Source organism: Muriicola sp. SD30 (assembly GCF_041205185.1).
GTDB lineage: Bacteria > Bacteroidota > Bacteroidia > Flavobacteriales > Flavobacteriaceae > Muriicola.
The window spans coordinates 962,829-980,292 of the sequence record NZ_JBGEWB010000001.1; the positions used below are offsets into that span (position 1 = coordinate 962,829).

The 17,464-nt window shown below is 39.1% G+C and carries 14 protein-coding genes and 1 tRNA gene; 13 read left to right on the top strand and 2 right to left on the bottom strand.

The window, feature by feature from the left end:
• Positions 1 to 58: 58 nt before the first annotated feature.
• Together AB8P51_RS04330 and AB8P51_RS04335 are read right to left on the bottom strand one after the other, a co-directional pair.
• Positions 59 to 460: a response regulator gene (locus AB8P51_RS04330; RefSeq protein WP_369747528.1), complete on the bottom strand. Its 402-nt coding sequence runs from the start codon at positions 458 to 460 to the stop codon at positions 59 to 61.
• Positions 461 to 592: 132 nt separating this feature from the next.
• Positions 593 to 1,246 carry a TetR/AcrR family transcriptional regulator gene (locus tag AB8P51_RS04335; protein WP_369747529.1) on the bottom strand — a complete coding sequence of 218 codons (654 nt, stop codon included), beginning with the start codon at positions 1,244 to 1,246 and terminating at the stop codon, positions 593 to 595.
• Between the two features lie 260 nt (positions 1,247 to 1,506).
• On the opposite strand from AB8P51_RS04335, the gene AB8P51_RS04340 reads away from it, so the two are divergent.
• From AB8P51_RS04340 to AB8P51_RS04400, 13 genes are all read left to right on the top strand, one after another.
• Positions 1,507 to 1,583, top strand: a tRNA-Arg gene (locus AB8P51_RS04340).
• A gap of 328 nt (positions 1,584 to 1,911) precedes the next feature.
• A complete protein-coding gene (locus AB8P51_RS04345) occupies positions 1,912 to 2,202 on the top strand; it encodes a helix-turn-helix transcriptional regulator (protein ID WP_369747530.1) in 291 nt (96 codons plus the stop codon).
• A 16-nt stretch (positions 2,203 to 2,218) separates the two neighbouring features.
• Positions 2,219 to 2,671: a helix-turn-helix domain-containing protein gene (locus AB8P51_RS04350; RefSeq protein ID WP_369747531.1), complete on the top strand. Its 453-nt coding sequence runs from the start codon at positions 2,219 to 2,221 to the stop codon at positions 2,669 to 2,671.
• A gap of 32 nt (positions 2,672 to 2,703) precedes the next feature.
• The gene (locus AB8P51_RS04355) at positions 2,704 to 3,339 is read left to right on the top strand and encodes a hypothetical protein (protein WP_369747532.1); all 636 of its coding nucleotides are present in this window, start codon (positions 2,704 to 2,706) and stop codon (positions 3,337 to 3,339) included.
• A 284-nt stretch (positions 3,340 to 3,623) separates the two neighbouring features.
• The gene (locus AB8P51_RS04360; RefSeq protein WP_369747533.1) at positions 3,624 to 4,184 is read left to right on the top strand and encodes a BfmA/BtgA family mobilization protein; all 561 of its coding nucleotides are present in this window, start codon (positions 3,624 to 3,626) and stop codon (positions 4,182 to 4,184) included.
• 449 nt (positions 4,185 to 4,633) lie between these two features.
• Positions 4,634 to 7,375, top strand: a complete 2,742-nt coding sequence (locus tag AB8P51_RS04365; RefSeq protein WP_369747534.1) for a substrate-binding domain-containing protein — start codon at positions 4,634 to 4,636, stop codon at positions 7,373 to 7,375.
• A gap of 243 nt (positions 7,376 to 7,618) precedes the next feature.
• Positions 7,619 to 8,986, top strand: coding sequence for a sugar porter family MFS transporter (locus AB8P51_RS04370; RefSeq protein WP_369747535.1), 1,368 nt, complete (start codon positions 7,619 to 7,621; stop codon positions 8,984 to 8,986).
• 23 nt (positions 8,987 to 9,009) lie between these two features.
• Positions 9,010 to 10,629 carry a glycoside hydrolase family 32 protein gene (locus tag AB8P51_RS04375; protein WP_369747536.1) on the top strand — a complete coding sequence of 540 codons (1,620 nt, stop codon included), beginning with the start codon at positions 9,010 to 9,012 and terminating at the stop codon, positions 10,627 to 10,629.
• A gap of 6 nt (positions 10,630 to 10,635) precedes the next feature.
• Entirely contained in the window at positions 10,636 to 13,791 is a 3,156-nt protein-coding gene (locus AB8P51_RS04380) for a SusC/RagA family TonB-linked outer membrane protein (RefSeq protein ID WP_369747537.1), read from the top strand.
• Positions 13,792 to 13,807: 16 nt separating this feature from the next.
• Positions 13,808 to 15,550: a RagB/SusD family nutrient uptake outer membrane protein gene (locus tag AB8P51_RS04385; protein WP_369747538.1), complete on the top strand. Its 1,743-nt coding sequence runs from the start codon at positions 13,808 to 13,810 to the stop codon at positions 15,548 to 15,550.
• A 102-nt stretch (positions 15,551 to 15,652) separates the two neighbouring features.
• Positions 15,653 to 15,901 (top strand): ROK family protein, encoded by a 249-nt coding sequence (locus AB8P51_RS04390; protein ID WP_369747539.1) that lies wholly within the window; start codon positions 15,653 to 15,655, stop codon positions 15,899 to 15,901.
• A complete protein-coding gene (locus tag AB8P51_RS04395; protein ID WP_369747698.1) occupies positions 15,902 to 16,402 on the top strand; it encodes an ROK family protein in 501 nt (166 codons plus the stop codon).
• A gap of 123 nt (positions 16,403 to 16,525) precedes the next feature.
• The gene (locus tag AB8P51_RS04400) at positions 16,526 to 17,329 is read left to right on the top strand and encodes a Cof-type HAD-IIB family hydrolase (RefSeq protein WP_369747540.1); all 804 of its coding nucleotides are present in this window, start codon (positions 16,526 to 16,528) and stop codon (positions 17,327 to 17,329) included.
• The last annotated feature ends 135 nt before the right edge of the window (positions 17,330 to 17,464 follow it).

The window sequence follows — 17,464 nt, forward strand, 5'->3', positions numbered from 1 at the left end:
ACAATGTAAGAAAATTACCACCTGAGGAAAAAAATATGTTGTGAAAGCACCAGTTTCATTAGGCTTTGACCAGTTCATTGATCTCCCAATAGGCTATCACTTTTTGTATCTTATCCTCGTAATCCTCGTATTTAAGGGGCTTTATGATATATCCTGCAATCCCGGTGCGGTAACATTCAAGCAGGTCACTCCTGTTCTGAGATGTTGTCAAAATGATGGTGGGCAAATATTTTAAAGCGGGATCTTTTTTCAGGATCTGTAGAAATTCTATCCCGTTCATCCTGGGCATATTGAGGTCCAGGAAAATAATATCGGGAAGTTGATCGGGTCCATTGAGTATATCAAGGGCTTCTTCTCCGTTTTTAGCCTGGATTATAGTATGTTTCACAGGTAACTTGGAGGCCGTTCTGTTTAGCTTCATCGATTCAATGGCGTCGTCTTCTATAAAGAGTATGGTCATCACTTTGAGTTTAAAGGAATAGATAAAGTTCTGAGAATTTGTCTGTTTTAAAAGACAACTGTGGGTGAATGAAACTTAAGTGTAGACGAATGGTCTGTCTCTGTAGATGAGGCATGGTTATCTTTCCTGAAGTTATTTCTCCGCCTTCGAACTTTCTTGTCTTAACATCTCCAGGAATTTTTTATTCGCTTCGACACCTTTTTCCGTCAAATACGGATAAATAAGACTGAAGTGAGCTTCCATTCCTTTGAGGACCAGATCCTCCTCATAGCCTTTTATACGGGCGTACGAGATCCAGAAATGGGTGTTTCTCCAAAGGTGGGCTGCCAATTCCTCGTAAAGGCCCGGGAATTCCTGAGGTTCCGGTTTCATAAACCCCATTCCTATGGCCAGGTAATTCACTCCCTTGATCATTTTAAAGGCCTCTTCTATCTGCTCTTTGATGAGTTTACTAATCTCTGGGAACGTTTTTATGATATTGGGTGTATCGAGGAAGAAAAAACAAAACTGTTGCTGGAAGACAAAAAAGCTCTTGGTGATCATAAGGCCTTCCCCTTCCATGATAAAGGTTTTGTTCCCGTAAACATCCTCTACCAGCACTTCGGTCATATAGTCGAATATCGCTTTTACCAGGTCTTTTTTAGTGGCGTAATGGTAGTTGAAATTACTGAGGCTGATCCCGCTTTTCTTCGCAATATCCTGATTGCGAACGCTGTGGATCCCCGATTCATTAAAAAGTTCTACTGCGGCAAGGATGATCTTCTTTTTCGTTTTATTCAATGGCATAGTATCTCTGGTTAAGAGCTGAGTTAAGTTTATATACTATATATCGTTTTATTTGGATAATTAGTGTACGGTATACTAAGTTTATTTGAAGACTTTGATCAATGCCACAAAGGAAGAAGAAGAAAAGAGATCAAATAATGAGATTAATACCTTTTATACTAGACAATACATTAGTATATTTGCCCCGCAAAAAAGAGAGGTCGCGTAGCTTCCTTCTTCGGAATACTTCGAAGGACAGGCGGCTTCGCAAAGCAACATTAGGTCGCGTAGCTCAGCTGGATAGAGCATCTGCCTTCTAAGCAGACGGTCACAGGTTCGAATCCTGTCGCGATCACCAATGTTTATAGGGCTTCCGGTTTCCCGGAGGCCTATTTTTATGAAAGTGGTACAACATAGGTACAACAAATTGGATTTAAATTCACTACTTCCGATTTCTTGATGTTTAATAGGAATCATTAAAACACTTTCCATCCTAATAACATCTCCCATAAATACCGTTGTGCGATACGATCAAATGAAAATTACGTATTGCGCAATTCGAACCGATTTTTGGGAATTGCTGAAAATTCCTCAAAAACCAACGCTTAGAAACGTTAAAATTTCCTTGGCTTTCCTTTGGCCTGACCTACACTTCTAATTTGGGCCGAACCCTAAAAATATAAAACATGGAAAAAAATGAAAACGTGGTAGCGTTGCTATCCGATATCAAGGGACTGCTCGGCCACCGCAAAAAAGTCATGAACGTCGACGATCTTGCCGCCTATACGGGGCTGTCAAAGAGCAAAATCTACAAACTGACCCATTTGAAGCTCATCCCCATGGGCAACAATCCCCATATCCGCCAGAAATTCTTCGATAAGGATACCATCGATGCCTGGCTCTTGGGGGAACCCGACCTTTCGGACGAGACTTTGGAGCATCGGTTCAACGAGCAGCTAATGAAGAACATAAGGTAACCGGAAAACTATTGGCATGAAACCTAGGGAACGGAATTTTCAGGGCATCTGGATACCGAGATCGATCTACCTGAACACGCAGGTGAACTGGCATGCGAAGATCCTGTTTCTGGAGATACACAGCTTTACCGAGAACGGCAGGGAATGTTATATTTCCAATAAGTACATCGCCTCCTTTCTGCAAATTTCCGAACGACAGGTCACACGATACATTTCCCTGTTGAAGTCCTTGGGCTGGATAGCGGAAACCTCCTTTAACGGAAGAAGGCGCTACCTGAAAAGCCTGTTACGGTTCGAGCCCCGGACCGGCAACCCTGACCAGACAATGGTTTCGGGGCAGCCTGGACATAAATGTCCGCACAGCACCGACAAAAGTGACGGGTATACCAAACCAGTAATAAAAAAAGGGAATAAACAATTTACTTCTTTAAAAGAAGAAAAAGAAAACAGAAATCCAATATTGGAGTAGTGGATATGGAAAAGAGATGGTCAAAACAATTTATGGAAAAGTGGACGGGCCCGAAACCGTTATGTTCCCCAGAACTTTTTAAAAAGATTTTTTTCAGGGCGGCACAGGAATATTGTGCCCGTAACGATCTCGATTTCGAAGTTGATAGCGGCAACAAGAATTTCCTCGGGCATTTTTGCAGGTATTGGAACCGGGACCCCGCGTTCGAGCTTTTGAAGAACATCTCGCTGAGAAAGGGACTGTACGTTTTCGGTTCCTACGGCACCGGAAAGACCTCGAGCTTCAGGATCATACGGAACATGTCCGAACAGTACGGTCTAAGGGCACTGTGGTTTCCTATCATCAGCGCCCAGGAAGTAGTGGATAGATACAATACCGAAAAGAAGAAGGACGATGTCATCGAATACTATTCCAAGGGAACCTTCCTGTTCGACGACCTGGGGAGCGAAACGGTCGGGAACAATGTGTACCAATACGGAAAGGAGGACATATTCGTGCGGATCCTGCTCAATCGTTACAGGAATTTCGAAACCCGTAGGACGAAGACGCATATCACCACCAATCTTGACTTTTCCCAAATAGAGCACCGGTATGGAAGACAGATTTCGGACCGTTTAGTAAGGATGTTCAACCGGTTGAAATTGGACGGAGCAAGCCGGAGGAAATAGCGGGTAAAAAGAAAACTTAGAATTTTCAATAGCAAAGTCTGAAGAAAGGCATTCCAAGCGAGGGAGACCAAGAGTAGAAGAGCAAGAGTAGAAGAGCAAGAGGGCAACACGCTGTCGCGATGTTGCGATATATGCCCGAGTTGTAACGTTCTTGTAATCAAGAAACTACAATTTTTTCTAAATAAAAATTACTTCGTTTCTAAGCCAAACTTGCGTCAAATCGCCTTGAAACCCCTGTGAAAAGGCGAAAATTTTAGTCAAATTAGAAATTAAACAAAAAGACTTTGGACACATTTCGAACCATACGAGTAAAAATTGAAACGGCGACCAAGTTTCAGAAGTTTTCCAGAAAGTTTTTTAAAACCCATTCTGAGGCGCTTCAAACGATGCTGGATTTCTTTTTCTATAACGAGATCTCGCCCAAAGAGTCCTTTGGACCCACGGGCAGGACTTTGGAGAACCTGATTAAAAAAAGGTTCAACGGAATGGCGGCCATGATGAAGGAGATGGAAACACATGGGGTGCTTCCGACCAAGGCCATGATGGAACTTTTATTCGAACACTCGCCCCAAAAGAAACGGGGGCAAGCTCTCCCGCTTATGAAGGGTCGGCAAAACAATTCGGAAAAGGATATATTCTTTAAAAAGGTAGAAGAGGCCATTGTTATAGAAAAAGAAAATACCAGCCTAAAACGCGACCTACGGCAGAACAGGGCAGCGTTTATTGCCCTGTTAAACAAGGTGCAATTGGTAAAAGGGAGTTTCGGGAAGCCCAGGTTACAATTGAACATGGCCCCTGAAAATTTTGAAAAACTTAATAGTAGGTTGGAAGAAGAATTTGACTAAGATAATAATTGAATGATACCGAAAAACGAATCCAGCCCCTGTGGAAGTTGAAAAACCTTCGGATATTTCAACCTCCTCGGTACAGCTGATAAAAGCATGCGACATAGAAAAAACGCCGCATGCTTTTATCTTTGCCAACGCTCTTTCACGTACCCTTGACCAAAAATGAACGAATACAAAATCACTTATGTAGGATGCGCCCTCGTGGAATTTTTGCTTAACGCTTATCTACCGGAACACTACAAAAATTCCACAGGATCCACGCGCAAAGTTTAGGGGTAAGTTTTGGGACTAAATGTGCATAAAGGGCTGTCTTTAATTGTCTCAAAAATCCTTCCTTTTGAAGGACTAGTCCAAAATTCATTTGTCAGTAAGATATGTTGTCCTCCAATTGACTAGATTAACTAAATTCAATTTTCATTAAGTTTACAAATAGTAGAAGTGTACTTATGAAATCGTTTTATCTCGCATTATGTTTTTCGCTTGCCTTGTTTTTTCTTTCTTGCTCAGGCGAAAATGAAGAAGGTAAAATCCGCATTGGATTCTCACAGGCCATGTCCAATGATGACTGGAGACGTTCCATGAACAACTCGATGAGGCTGCAAGCCTCTTTGAATCCTAAAATCGATTTGACCATTAAAGATGCCAACTACGATGTAGGAACTCAAATTGAGCAGATAGAAAGCCTTATTGCCGACAGCCTGGATGTGTTGATCGTTTCCCCGATCCAATCAAAGCCAATTACTTCGGTGGTACAAAAGGCACTCAATGCCGGTATTCCCGTTTTGGTAGTCGATAGAAAAACAGAAAGCCAGCAATATACTGCCTATTTGGGTGCAGATAATATTGAGGTTGGAAGAAATGCGGCAAAGGAAATCATTGCATCCAACATTAAAGACTCCATTAGAATTATTGAAATAAAAGGTTTGGCCGGATCTTCGCCTGCCGAGGAAAGAGGCATGGGCTTTAATCAAATAATTAATCAGTTTAAGAAGGCACGTATTACAGCAACGATTGAAGGGGATTGGGAAAAAGAGTCTATTCAAGATCAATTAAGACTTCTGTTGAAGGAAGGCATTAAGGCAGATTATGTTTTTGCTCATAACGACAGAATGGCGGTCGGAGCATGGGAAGTCGCACACGATTTGGGAATGGAAAAATCAATCAGTTTCATTGGTGTCGACGGCCTTACCGGTGCCAATGGTGGAATAAAAGCAGTAAAGGATGGGATTCTAATGGCTACCATTCTTTATCCAACCGGCGGTGATGAAGCCATCAAATTGGCTTTGAAAATCTTTAACAAAGAAGCTATACCAAAGAATAACATCCTCTCAACGACTATTATCAATAAGTTGAACGCGGATATTATGAATAACCAATTTGAAAAGATAAATGAACAGCAAGATCAAATGGAAGAACAATTGGCAGCAATAAAAAAACAAGAAGAACTCTATTATTCGCAAAATAACCTTCTTAAAATTACAATGGCGTTGTTGGCAATTATCTTAAGCCTTGCTGTATATAGTGTATATTCCATTTTTGCAATTCGAAAGAAAAATAAGCAACTGGTATTGACGAACGATAAGGTTACCGTACAGCGGAATCAAATCGAGAAAATCGCGAAGGAAGTAAAAATAAGTAATGAGGCGAAACTTAATTTCTTTACAGGTCTTTCCCATGAATTTAAAACTCCCATTACTTTGATTTTAAGTTCTGTTGAATCCATGAGCGACTTTGTCAAGGAGAAAGGCTCAAAAATGCGTAACGAATTGGAGCTGATACACAACAACTCTAATCGACTGTTGAGATTGATCAATCAATTGCTTGATTTTAGGAAAATTGAAGACCGTAAGTTCAATCTAAAAGCATCCAAAACCAATTTATTCAGTTTTTCAAAAATCATTTTTAAAGATTTTGAACGAGAAGCGAAGAAAAGTAATATAGATTTCAAATTGACTTCCAATAATGAAGCGTTGGATGTTTTCATAGATAGGAATTTAATGGACAAAGTATATTTTAACCTACTTTCCAATGCCTTTAAGTTCACTCCTGATAATGGAACGATTGGAATTCATATTGAGGACGATGATAAAAAAAACATGGTTGTCATCCGCTTTAGAGATTCAGGCATTGGAATCCCTCCGAACGAAATTGATGGAGTATTTCAAGCATTTTTCAAAGGTTCGAACAACAGAAAGAACAGTTCTGGAATAGGTCTGCATTTAAGCAAGGAATTTGTGGAGATGCACAAAGGTACCATTCAGGTGAATTCCCTTCATGGCACAGAATTCATTATATCCCTATACAAAGGTCAGGCACACTTTGATGAAACGGAGATTATTTCAGAACAAGATTTGGTCGATTCCAATATTATCGATTTTTCTTCTGACCATTTGATTGACGATAATTACTTAATACAAGATCCGGGAAAAAACCAAGAAAAATATTCCGTATTAATTATAGAGGATAACAAGGATTTATCACAGTTTCTCAAAAACAAATTACAATTGGAGTATGATATCCATCTATCCGATGGCACGGATGCTATTGAAAAGGCTTTTGAAACCATTCCGGATATAATTTTGTGCGATATCAACCTTCCCGAGAAAGATGGTTTCGAAATCTGTGAAATCTTAAAAAAAGATCTACGGACCTCGCATATTCCTACGATAATACTGACCGCCTTGGGCAACAAAGAGTCCTATCTTAAAGGACTTCAATCAGGTGCCGATCTATATTTGACCAAACCTTTCAGCTATTCCATACTGGTTCAATCAATCAAATCTTTGCTTTATAATCGAGAGAAACTTCGGTATTACTATACCAGTAACATACATAAAATTGAAGAACTAAATACCTTTGGGAATATAGAACAAAAATTTATCAACCAATTGAATTCCCTTATCAATGAAAATTTGGGAAATTCTGACTATTCGGTTGAAAACCTAGCAGAAGACCTTACTATCTCAAGGGTGCAACTATACAGAAAAGTAAAGGCGATGATGGGAATTAGTATAAGTGATTATATTGGTAACATCAGATTGGAAAAAGCCAAAGTGATGCTCGAGACTGGCTCATTAACGGTAGCCGAAATTGCATATACCAACGGATTTTCTTCTCCAAATTACTTCTCAACCGCCTTCAAAAACAAATACGGCACCTCTCCCATAGCGTTTCTGAAATCTATCTAGTTTACATTTCATACTATCCTTACCTCGTAGTCCCTTTTGAATGTATCAATTTTAAACTTCATGTAACATGAGTGTAGTTAGTGCGTTTAAGCCCATGTTAAAATTCTATTTTTAAGTGCTGTTTATCAAGCACTTATCATTTTAAACATGCACCTTAACAAAAACATAACATATTGATACATCATCAAAATACCCTCTTGTTTTTTACGAATACTTTAGTAACCATACTAGAGAATTACGATTATGAAAAAAATATGGGTTTGGTCTATTACCGCAGCATTGGCAGGTTTCCTGTTCGGATTTGATACGGTAGTTATCTCTGGAGTAGATAAAAAGTTGCAGGCCTTGTGGGGTTCATCAGATGTTTTTCATGGTACTATAGTTATGGCGATGGCATTATGGGGTACTGTAGTAGGTGCAATTTTAGGCGGAATTCCCACGAACAAGATAGGCAGGAAGAAAACATTATTATGGATAGGTATACTTTATACTATATCCGCTCTTGGTTCTGCATTTGCCAATGATCCGATCACATTCGCCATTTTTAGATTTATAGGTGGGCTGGGGGTTGGTGCATCTACCATTGCTGCTCCTGCCTATATATCTGAAATAGCACCTGCCAAGGACAGGGGAAAATTAGTGGCCCTTTATCAATTTAATATCGTGTTCGGAATTTTGATTGCCTTCTTTTCCAATTATCTATTAAATGGTATAGGTGAAAACGCGTGGCGATGGATGGTGGGTGTTGAAGCCATACCTGCAATTATTTATACAGTCTTCGTATTGAGCGTTCCAAAAAGCCCTAGGTGGTTGTTGACCAAAATGAGAAACGAAGAGGCAAAAAAAGTGTTGCAATTAATCAATCCTGATCAGGATCCTGAGGTATTGATGTTAGAATTAAAGACTGAAAGTGAGAATACGGTTTCGGGAGAGAATATTTTTATTAAGAAATACCGGTTCCCTTTGTTATTGGCTTTTTTCATTGCCTTTTTCAATCAATTGTCAGGCATAAATGCCTTTTTGTACTATGCGCCAAGAATTTTCGTAGAAGCTGGCCTTGGTGAGAGCACTGCTCTTTTAAGCAGTATAGGAATAGGGGTGACCAATATGATTTTTACTCTTTTAGGGGTATTCCTCATTGACAGGCTAGGAAGAAAACAATTGATGTACGCAGGTTCTATTGGCTATATCATCTCTTTGACTTTGGTGGCCTGTGCATTCTTCCTGAATTGGGAAGGTATGGTCGTGCCCATTTTTCTTTTCCTTTTTATTGCTGCACATGCAATAGGCCAAGGCACCGTGATTTGGGTATTTATTTCAGAGATTTTCCCGAATCATTTAAGAGGGTCCGGTCAATCGTTCGGTAGTTCGGTGCATTGGATTTTAGCCGCTATCATACCCTCGTTAGTTCCCGTGTTGTTTACCTCGATCGGAGCGGGTACCGTATTTGCTTTTTTTGCCTTTATGATGTTCCTACAATTGCTCTTTGTGATTTTCGTAATGCCAGAAACCAAAGGTATCTCGCTAGAGGAACTTAGTAAAACACTAACAAAAGGAAGAAAGAATACAACCGATGATCTTATAGGTCTTGATGAACAAAAATTAAACTGAAGTATTGTAAAGAACCAACAAATATGAAAAATAAGATATACAAGTTCGTGATGACAATAGGAATTTTCGCAATGGTCTTTTCTTGCAAAAATACAACCGACAAGAAAGCTGATCAGGTTCAAAATGGACAAGATACTGTTGCCATTTCCAATGAAGACCTCTACCGCCCAAACTTTCATTTTTCGCCCGAGAAAGGATGGATGAACGACCCCAATGGTATGTTCTATTATAATGGATATTACCATCTCTATTTTCAACACTATCCAGATGGTACCACTTGGGGGCCAATGCATTGGGGGCATGCCATTAGTACGGATTTGTTTAATTGGAAAGAGCAACCTATCGCTTTGTTCCCAGATGAACTAGGCTATATATTTTCTGGTAGTGCTGTGGTAGATATTGAAAATACGTCAAGTTTTGGTGTCGATGGCAAAACGCCTATAGTGGCAATCTATACCAGTCATGATCCCAAAAAGGAAAAGACGGGTGACATAGATGTGGAAAATCAAAGTATTGCCTATTCGTTGGACGAAGGTCTTACATGGACAAAATATGAGGGTAATCCGGTTTTGAAAAATCCAGGCGTTAGAGATTTTAGGGATCCAAAAGTTAGTTGGGATGATGAGAGGAAAAGATGGAACATGGTTGTAGCTGCGGGCCAAGAAATTCAATTCTACATTTCCAAAGACCTAAAATCTTGGGAGAAACTTACAAGTTTTGGGGAAGGAATAGGAAATCATAGCGGCGTTTGGGAATGTCCAGATCTATTTCAATTACCGGTTATTGGCAGTTCAGAAAAAAAATGGGTCTTGTTGGTAAGTATAAATCCTGGCGGCCCTAATACAGGCTCTGCAACCCAATATTTTGTGGGTGATTTTAATGGTTCAAATTTTATTGTTGATGAATCATTTAAAGAAGAAATGAAAAGGGAACATAGTTTTTGGGTAGACCATGGCCGAGATAATTACGCAGGCGTTACTTTTTCAAATATTGAAAACAAAGATGGCGGCAAGCTGTTTATGGGATGGATGTCTAATTGGCTATATGCCAATGAGGTGCCCACTGAAAAATGGCGTAGTGCCACAACTACGGCAAGAACATTAGAATTAGTTAAAGGTAAAAATACATACCGTCTTATAGCGAATCCTGTACCTGAATTACATGAGTTTAAAAGCAAAAAGCTTGAAAGTTTAGATGTTGTATTGGAAGGAAATACCCTGCTGACCACTTCTAAGGCAATCGATTTAACAAGTGCCCAAATTAATTTTAAGGTTGAAGATTTAGTTGATGGCGTTTATACTTTTGAACTTTCCAACAGTGAAGGGGATAGTTTACGTTTCGGTTATGATGCCACAAAGGGTAATTATTTTGTGGATAGAAATAAGGCAGGAATTACTGATTTTTCTAACAAATTCAGTGACAGGATTGCTACAGCCCCAAAAATCGCTACTCAAAAGGATTGGACAGGAACAATAGTCCTTGACAAAACTTCCATAGAATTATTTTTTGATGACGGCCAAACCGTAATGACAGAAATATTCTTTCCAAAAGCCCCATTCGACAGTCTTTATTTTGAAGCTCCATTAGAAGAATCCAAACTCGATTACATAGAAATACATCAACTTAAATTTAACTTAAACTAAACAATTATGAAATTAAAACTCCTGCTATTATTAATGGTAATTGTTCCTATAGGTCTATTGGCCCAAGGACAAATTACAGGTACGGTCACCTCCTCAGATGATGGTTTTCCTTTACCTGGAACTTCGGTAATTATTAAAGGAACAACAACTGGTACCACCACTGACTTTGATGGTAATTATGAATTGAACGATGTAGCTGGTGATGCCACCCTTGTATTTAGCTATATTGGATTTACCACCATTGAAGTTCCCGTGAACGGCCAATCACAGATAAATGTTGCGCTACAAGAGGATGCACAACAGCTTGATGAAGTCGTATTGACAGGATATTCCACCGAACGTAAGGTAGATTTGACAGGAGCTGTAACCGTCGTGGATATTGCCCCAATAGAAGGTCAAAGTTTAAGTTCTGGTAATGCCATGCAGGCCTTACAAGGACGAGTCGGTGGTCTTTTTATAGAAAAATCCGGTGATCCTACGGGGCTGAACAGTAGAATACTTATACGGGGACTTACCACTTTAGGGAATAATGACCCGCTTTACATCATAGATGGTGTGCCCACAAAAAGGCAAGAGGTATTCGCAAGTTTAAATCCTGCTACAATTGAATCCATTCAAGTGTTGAAAGATGCTTCCGCCTCTTCAATATATGGGTCAAGGGCTGCAAATGGGGTTATCGTTGTAAGTACAAAAGGAGGTCTTAAAGGAGAACGTCTTACGGTTAGTATCAATTCCAATCTATCTGTACAATCAGAGCGTAAACAACGCTATGAAATGTTAAATTCCCAGCAACGCGGTGAAGCTTTGTGGAGAGCATCCGTAAATGATGGCGCAGATCCAAATGCGGGCTATGGTGAAATATACAATTTTGATTGGAACAATGATTTTACTAATCCAGTTCTTAACGGTGTAGCTGTTCAGCCTTTTGTTGGTGGGAACCCAGATGTACCGGCGGGTAATACGGATTGGCAAGACGAAGTTTATGAAACAGGATATGTTTTCAATAACGAAGTTACCGTTTCTGCGGGTTCGGAAAAATCCTCTTTATTGATAAATCTAGGCTATCTAAAGAATACTGGTATGTTAAAGTATACTGGTTATGATAGATATACTGCAAAAATTAATGGTACCACTAACCTTTTCAACGACAGGGTGAAATTTGGTGTTAATACTCAAATTTCAACATCCAATGAAACCTTGGTTGCAAGTGATGTTGGTGGTGCACCCACTACAGGTTTGTCTATTACCTTGGCACCAACAATTCCTGTATATGATGCGAATGGTGAATTTGCTGGGCCGTTGGGAGCGGGGTATTCAGATAGGAACAATCCGTTATTGATGCAATATTTGAACAGATGGGACAATGCTACTAAAAACAACTTCTTTGGAAATGTTTTTGCTGAGATAAGTATTCTTGATAACCTTAAATTTCGCTCTAGCTTAGGCATAGATTTCAGCGACTTCAAAAGGAAAAATATCGAGCCTAAAGTATTTAATGGTTTTGTTACCAGAAGTAATAATAGGTTGATTTTTGACACCAATAAGTTGAGAACATTAACTTTTTCAAATACGTTGAATTATAATTTAGAAGTTGGAAAGCACAGATTTGGAGCACTATTAGGTATTGAGTCGATAAGAGAGGATTTTGACACCATTTTTGCACAAGCCGATGATTTTGCAGTAGAGCAAGAATCCTATTTTGTACTTTCTGCTGCTACAGGTGCCCGCACCAACAATGGTATTTCCACTCAGTACAGCCTTGCTTCTCAGTTTGGAAAATTAAATTATACTTACGATGACAAGTATTTGGCATCATTTACTATTCGTAGAGATGGTTCTTCAAGATTTGGCGCGAATAATAGATATGGTGTTTTTCCGGCCGCAACTTTGGGTTGGAGAATTAGTCAGGAAGAGTTTTTAAAGGATAGTGAATTGATTTCCAATTTAAAGCTTAGGGCAGGTTATGGAGAAGTAGGAAACCAAGAAATTGGTAATACTGCAAGATTCGGTTTATACGAATCAAGATATGGTCAAAACCAAGCACAATTGACCGGTGGGTTTTTTGAAATTTACTATAATGTTGGTACAGCATATGACATTAATGGTAATAACACAGGTACATTACCATCAGGTTTTGTTTCTACTCAAGCACCTAACCCTAATTTAAAGTGGGAAACTACCAAAGAATGGAATTATGGTATCGATTTTGGGTTTTTAAATAACAAAATAAGCGGTTCCTTCGATTATTTTACAAGGGAAACTACGGATATTTTGACTACTCCTCCAATTGCCTCCGTTATAGGCGAAGGACAACAACGAGTATTGAACGGTGCCGCAACGGCCGCTAAAGGTTGGGAATTTAATGTTGGATATTCCAATGTTTGGGATAATGGATTTTCTTTAGGGGTTTCTACAAATTTTGGTGCCTTCAAGGATGAAATTACCTTTCTACCAGAAGAAGTTAGAGCAGCATTTCCCGGTACTGCCCAAAACTCAATCCTTGGACAGTCGCAAACAGCTATATTCGGTTATCGTACAGACGGACTGTTTCAAAGTCAGGCAGATGTTGATGCACATCCCACAGGAGGTGTACAAACTGGTAATGCTAGACCAGGTGGTATAAAAATAGTGGATGTAGACAATAATGGCGTTATCGATAGTAATGACCGTGATTTTATTGGTAATACCCTTCCTGATTTGGAGTATGGTATTCGATTGGATGTAGGTTACAAAAATTTCGATTTTTCAGTCTTCGGTTCAGGAGTTGCAGGTCGTATAGGAGTTGATTCCTATATGTTTTGGAACAATTTTGTTCAAGGAAGAGATAATGCAGGTCTTGGAGTCTTAAACGCATGGACACCACAAAACACAAGCTCTACAATACCTTCATTATCATTGGTGAACAATTTTACGGATACTTCAGACTATATCTTTAGAAACAATTCCTATTTTAAAATTAGAAATTTACAAGTAGGATATTCATTGCCAACTGATATTATAGGTAAGATGGCAGGTATGACCGGACTTCGAATCTATTTACAAGGGGAGAATTTATTTTGGTTTACTCCTAAAGGATATATAGGAGCCGATCCTGAAAGAATAGATGTAAATAGAATTCCCGTACCTACCGTGTATTCCGTAGGCTTGAACATTAACTTTTAATAAAAAATTGACAATCATGAAATATAATAAAATATTAGTTATAGTGATGTACACAGCCTTAGTGTTCACTTCATGTTCCGATGACTATTTGGAATATGAACCAGAAGGTGTTTTGTCTAGTGAAAACGTGGCAACTGCTGAGAATGCAGAATCTTTGGTCATTGCTGCATATGCAGGAATTGCAAATGATGAAATGATTGGACCATTAACACATCAATGGGTTTATGGTAGTGTACGTTCGGACGATGCCTATAAAGGTGGTGGTGGCCGAGGTGATGTTGACGTTGTTGATAAATATGAACAATATAATCTCACTATCGCAGATATGGGAGATTGGATGGCACCTAGAACGTGGACCGATTATTATAAGGCGATTTCTAGGGCGAACTTTGCACTATCTGTAATTAATGATATCCCGGATGGTGAATATGCTCAAAAAACTACTAGACAGGCAGAATTACGCTTTCTAAGGGCTCATTCTCATTTTATGCTTAAATTAATTTTTAAGAAAATCCCATATATCACGGAAAATTTAACACAGGAAGAGATTGCTCAAACTTCAAATGATGTGGATAATGATGCGTTATGGAATACGATTGCTGAGGATTTTCTTTTCGCGTATGACAATCTACCACAAGCTCAAGATGAAGTGGGTAGGGCAGACCGAAATGCAGCTGCAGCTTATTTGGCAAAATTACGTTTATATCAAGCTTATGAGCAGAATGACCAACACCAAGTAACCAATATCAATACCGCACGTTTACAAGAGGTGATTGATTACGCTGATGAAGTTACCGGGAGTCTACAACCGGATTTTGGAGAAAATTTCTTGGATGGTTTTGATAATGGACCGGAATCTATCTGGGCGGCCCAGTTTTCTATCAATGACGGTACAACCGTTGGTAGAGTTAGTTTCGTAACTGGTTTAAATTCGCCACACGGCACAGGCCTTTATGGGTGCTGTGGATTTCATTTGGCCAGTCAGAATATGGTGAATTCATTTAAGACTGATGCTGCGGGATTACCACTGCTAGATACCTTCAACGATACTGACATTTTCACCAATGTAGACGCCAATGGCACAACACCTCCCGACAGTGGTTTGAGTGTTGACCCAAGGATTGACCATACTGTGGGAATACCGGGAAGACCGTTTAAATACAGAAATACGGTAAGTGAATCAGGAGATATGGTTTATAATTTCAGTTGGGCCAGAGATCCTGGTGTTTATGGTTATTTTGGAAATATGAAAGAGCAACAAGCTCCTGATTGCTCGTGCTATGTAAAAGAAGGGCCATTTGTAGGTACATCAAAGAATGTGGATTTTATCAGGTATGCCGATGTTCTTCTTTGGAAGGCTGAAGCCTTGATTCAATTAGATCGATGGAACGAAGCTTTGCCCATCATAAATCAAGTCAGGAATCGTGCAGCAGCAAGTACACAACGGCCATTGGATGCAGGTGCAACCGATATCTACGCTATTGGAACTTATGACTCGTTTCCAACCAAGGATTTGGCGTGGAAGGCGCTAATGTTCGAACGAAGGTTGGAATTTGCCATGGAAGGTCATAGATGGTATGACCTAGTAAGATGGGGGATTGCGGAAGAAACGCTAAATGCGTATTTGGCGGTGGAAAGGACAAAAAGAGATTTTCTAGCGAATGCCCAATTCACATCCGGGCGAGATGAATATTATCCAATACCGCAAAGAGAAATTGATTTTACTGGAGGTCTCTATGTTCAAAACCCAGGATATTAGAGGGCATTATCAATCAAGAAAATTCAGTGATCTGAGTTAGTTGAGTTAGTTTTGAAAAGCACGGGGGTTGTTTCCCGTGCTTTTTTATTTTTAAATGACACTATGGAAATCTTAGGATTGGATATTGGTGGGTCAGAAATTAAAGGGGCCATCGTTGAAACAGAAAGCGGAAGATTAGTTTCAGAAAGACTCCGTCTTTCGACTCCGCAGCCAGCACTTCCTGAGGCAGTAGCAAAAACCGTTGAAGAATTGGTAAGTCGGTTAAATTGGCAAGGTGTTATCGGTTTCAGCTTTCCGATGGTAGTTGTTGATGGTAAATGTAAGACAGCGGGAAATATGACCAATGACTGAATAGATGTACAAGATGATGAACTCTTTGAGACCGCATATCCGAACACCAAATTCCATATAGGAAATAACGCTGATTTAGCAGGATTGGCGGAAATGCAATTAGGTGTTGGCAACGGTCTAAAAGGTAAAGTGATTATGGTTACTATTGGCACAGGTTTGGGCACAGGAGTTTTCTATAATGGTATTTTAATAGCAAATATCGAAATGGGTCGTGTTTTATATAAAAATGGAGAATCGATTGAATTTTTTGCTTCTGGACTGGCAAGGAAAAAAGATAATTTGAAATTGAAAGAATGGGCAGGGCGATTTGATTACTTCCTTACGCATTTGAAAAGAATAATGTCACCAGACCATTTTATCATTGGAGGCGGATTAAGTAAAAAATATAAAAAGTTTAGCAGCTACTTATCTGTAGATGTTCCATTATGGGTGGCACATTTTGAAAATGATGCCGGTATTATTGGTGCAGCACTTTATGCAGAATCTCGCTTGAATATCTAGGATTGAAATAATTGAAATCAAAATATAATATTCCAGCAAGAAAATTTTTGTCATCAATAATGTAGTGGCAGGAAACAAAACCTTTCTTAATCAAAACTAAATAAGGATTTTCAGTCTATGAAAATGAAATACAAAATTCTCTGTTCCGATTTGGATGGCACATTGTTATCTTCTAAAAATGATGTTTCAGATTCTACTATTTCGGAAATTTCAAGAATAAAGCGAAAACTTAAGGTAGTCCTAGTATCTGCGAGGATGCCAAAGGCAATGACCTATCTGCAAGAACGTTTGGGAATCGTCAATGAGCCAATGGTATGCTATAATGGCGCTTTGGTGATGGAGGGAACTAATAGGGTTTTTTCAACCACAATTGATTTATGTCTTATTGAAGAAATTTACTTAATGACCAAAGAACTAGATATAAAAATCGGATTTTATCATGGTGAAGAGTGGAACACAAGTGAAAACACCGATTTCATTCAAAAAGAAATTCAATATACTAGAACCAGTCCTATTTTTATGCCTACTTCTGATAATTTAAAAGATTGGAAAGAGAGAAGATTGGGAGCACATAAATTGATGCTCATGGGCAAAAAGAAAGCACTAGATTTAATTATAGGGCAGATTAAGAAAGAACTTGGTTCGAAACTGATATTGTATCGATCTAATGATATACTTATTGAAGTTGCACCACAGCATACCTCAAAACTTTTAGGCATTCAAAATCTTTTGAAAGATGATGAAACTTTGGATGATATCATTGCCTTTGGAGACAACTTCAATGATATTGAAATGCTACAAGGGGTCGGTTACGGTGTGGCCGTCGGAAATGCGCGAGACGAAGTAAAAGCCATTTCAGATTATATCACATTGAACAATACAGAAGATGGGGTTGCACATTTCATTAGGAAGTATTTATCCATTTGAACTTTATGAGATTGAAATTAATTCATTTGGGAAAAGCAAAAAATCATTGAGTCCTAATCCTTGATTTAAAGTGTAGTGTTTCAAAAAACGGCCGATTAATAGTACACTTTGTACAAAACAAGAGGACTCTCAGCA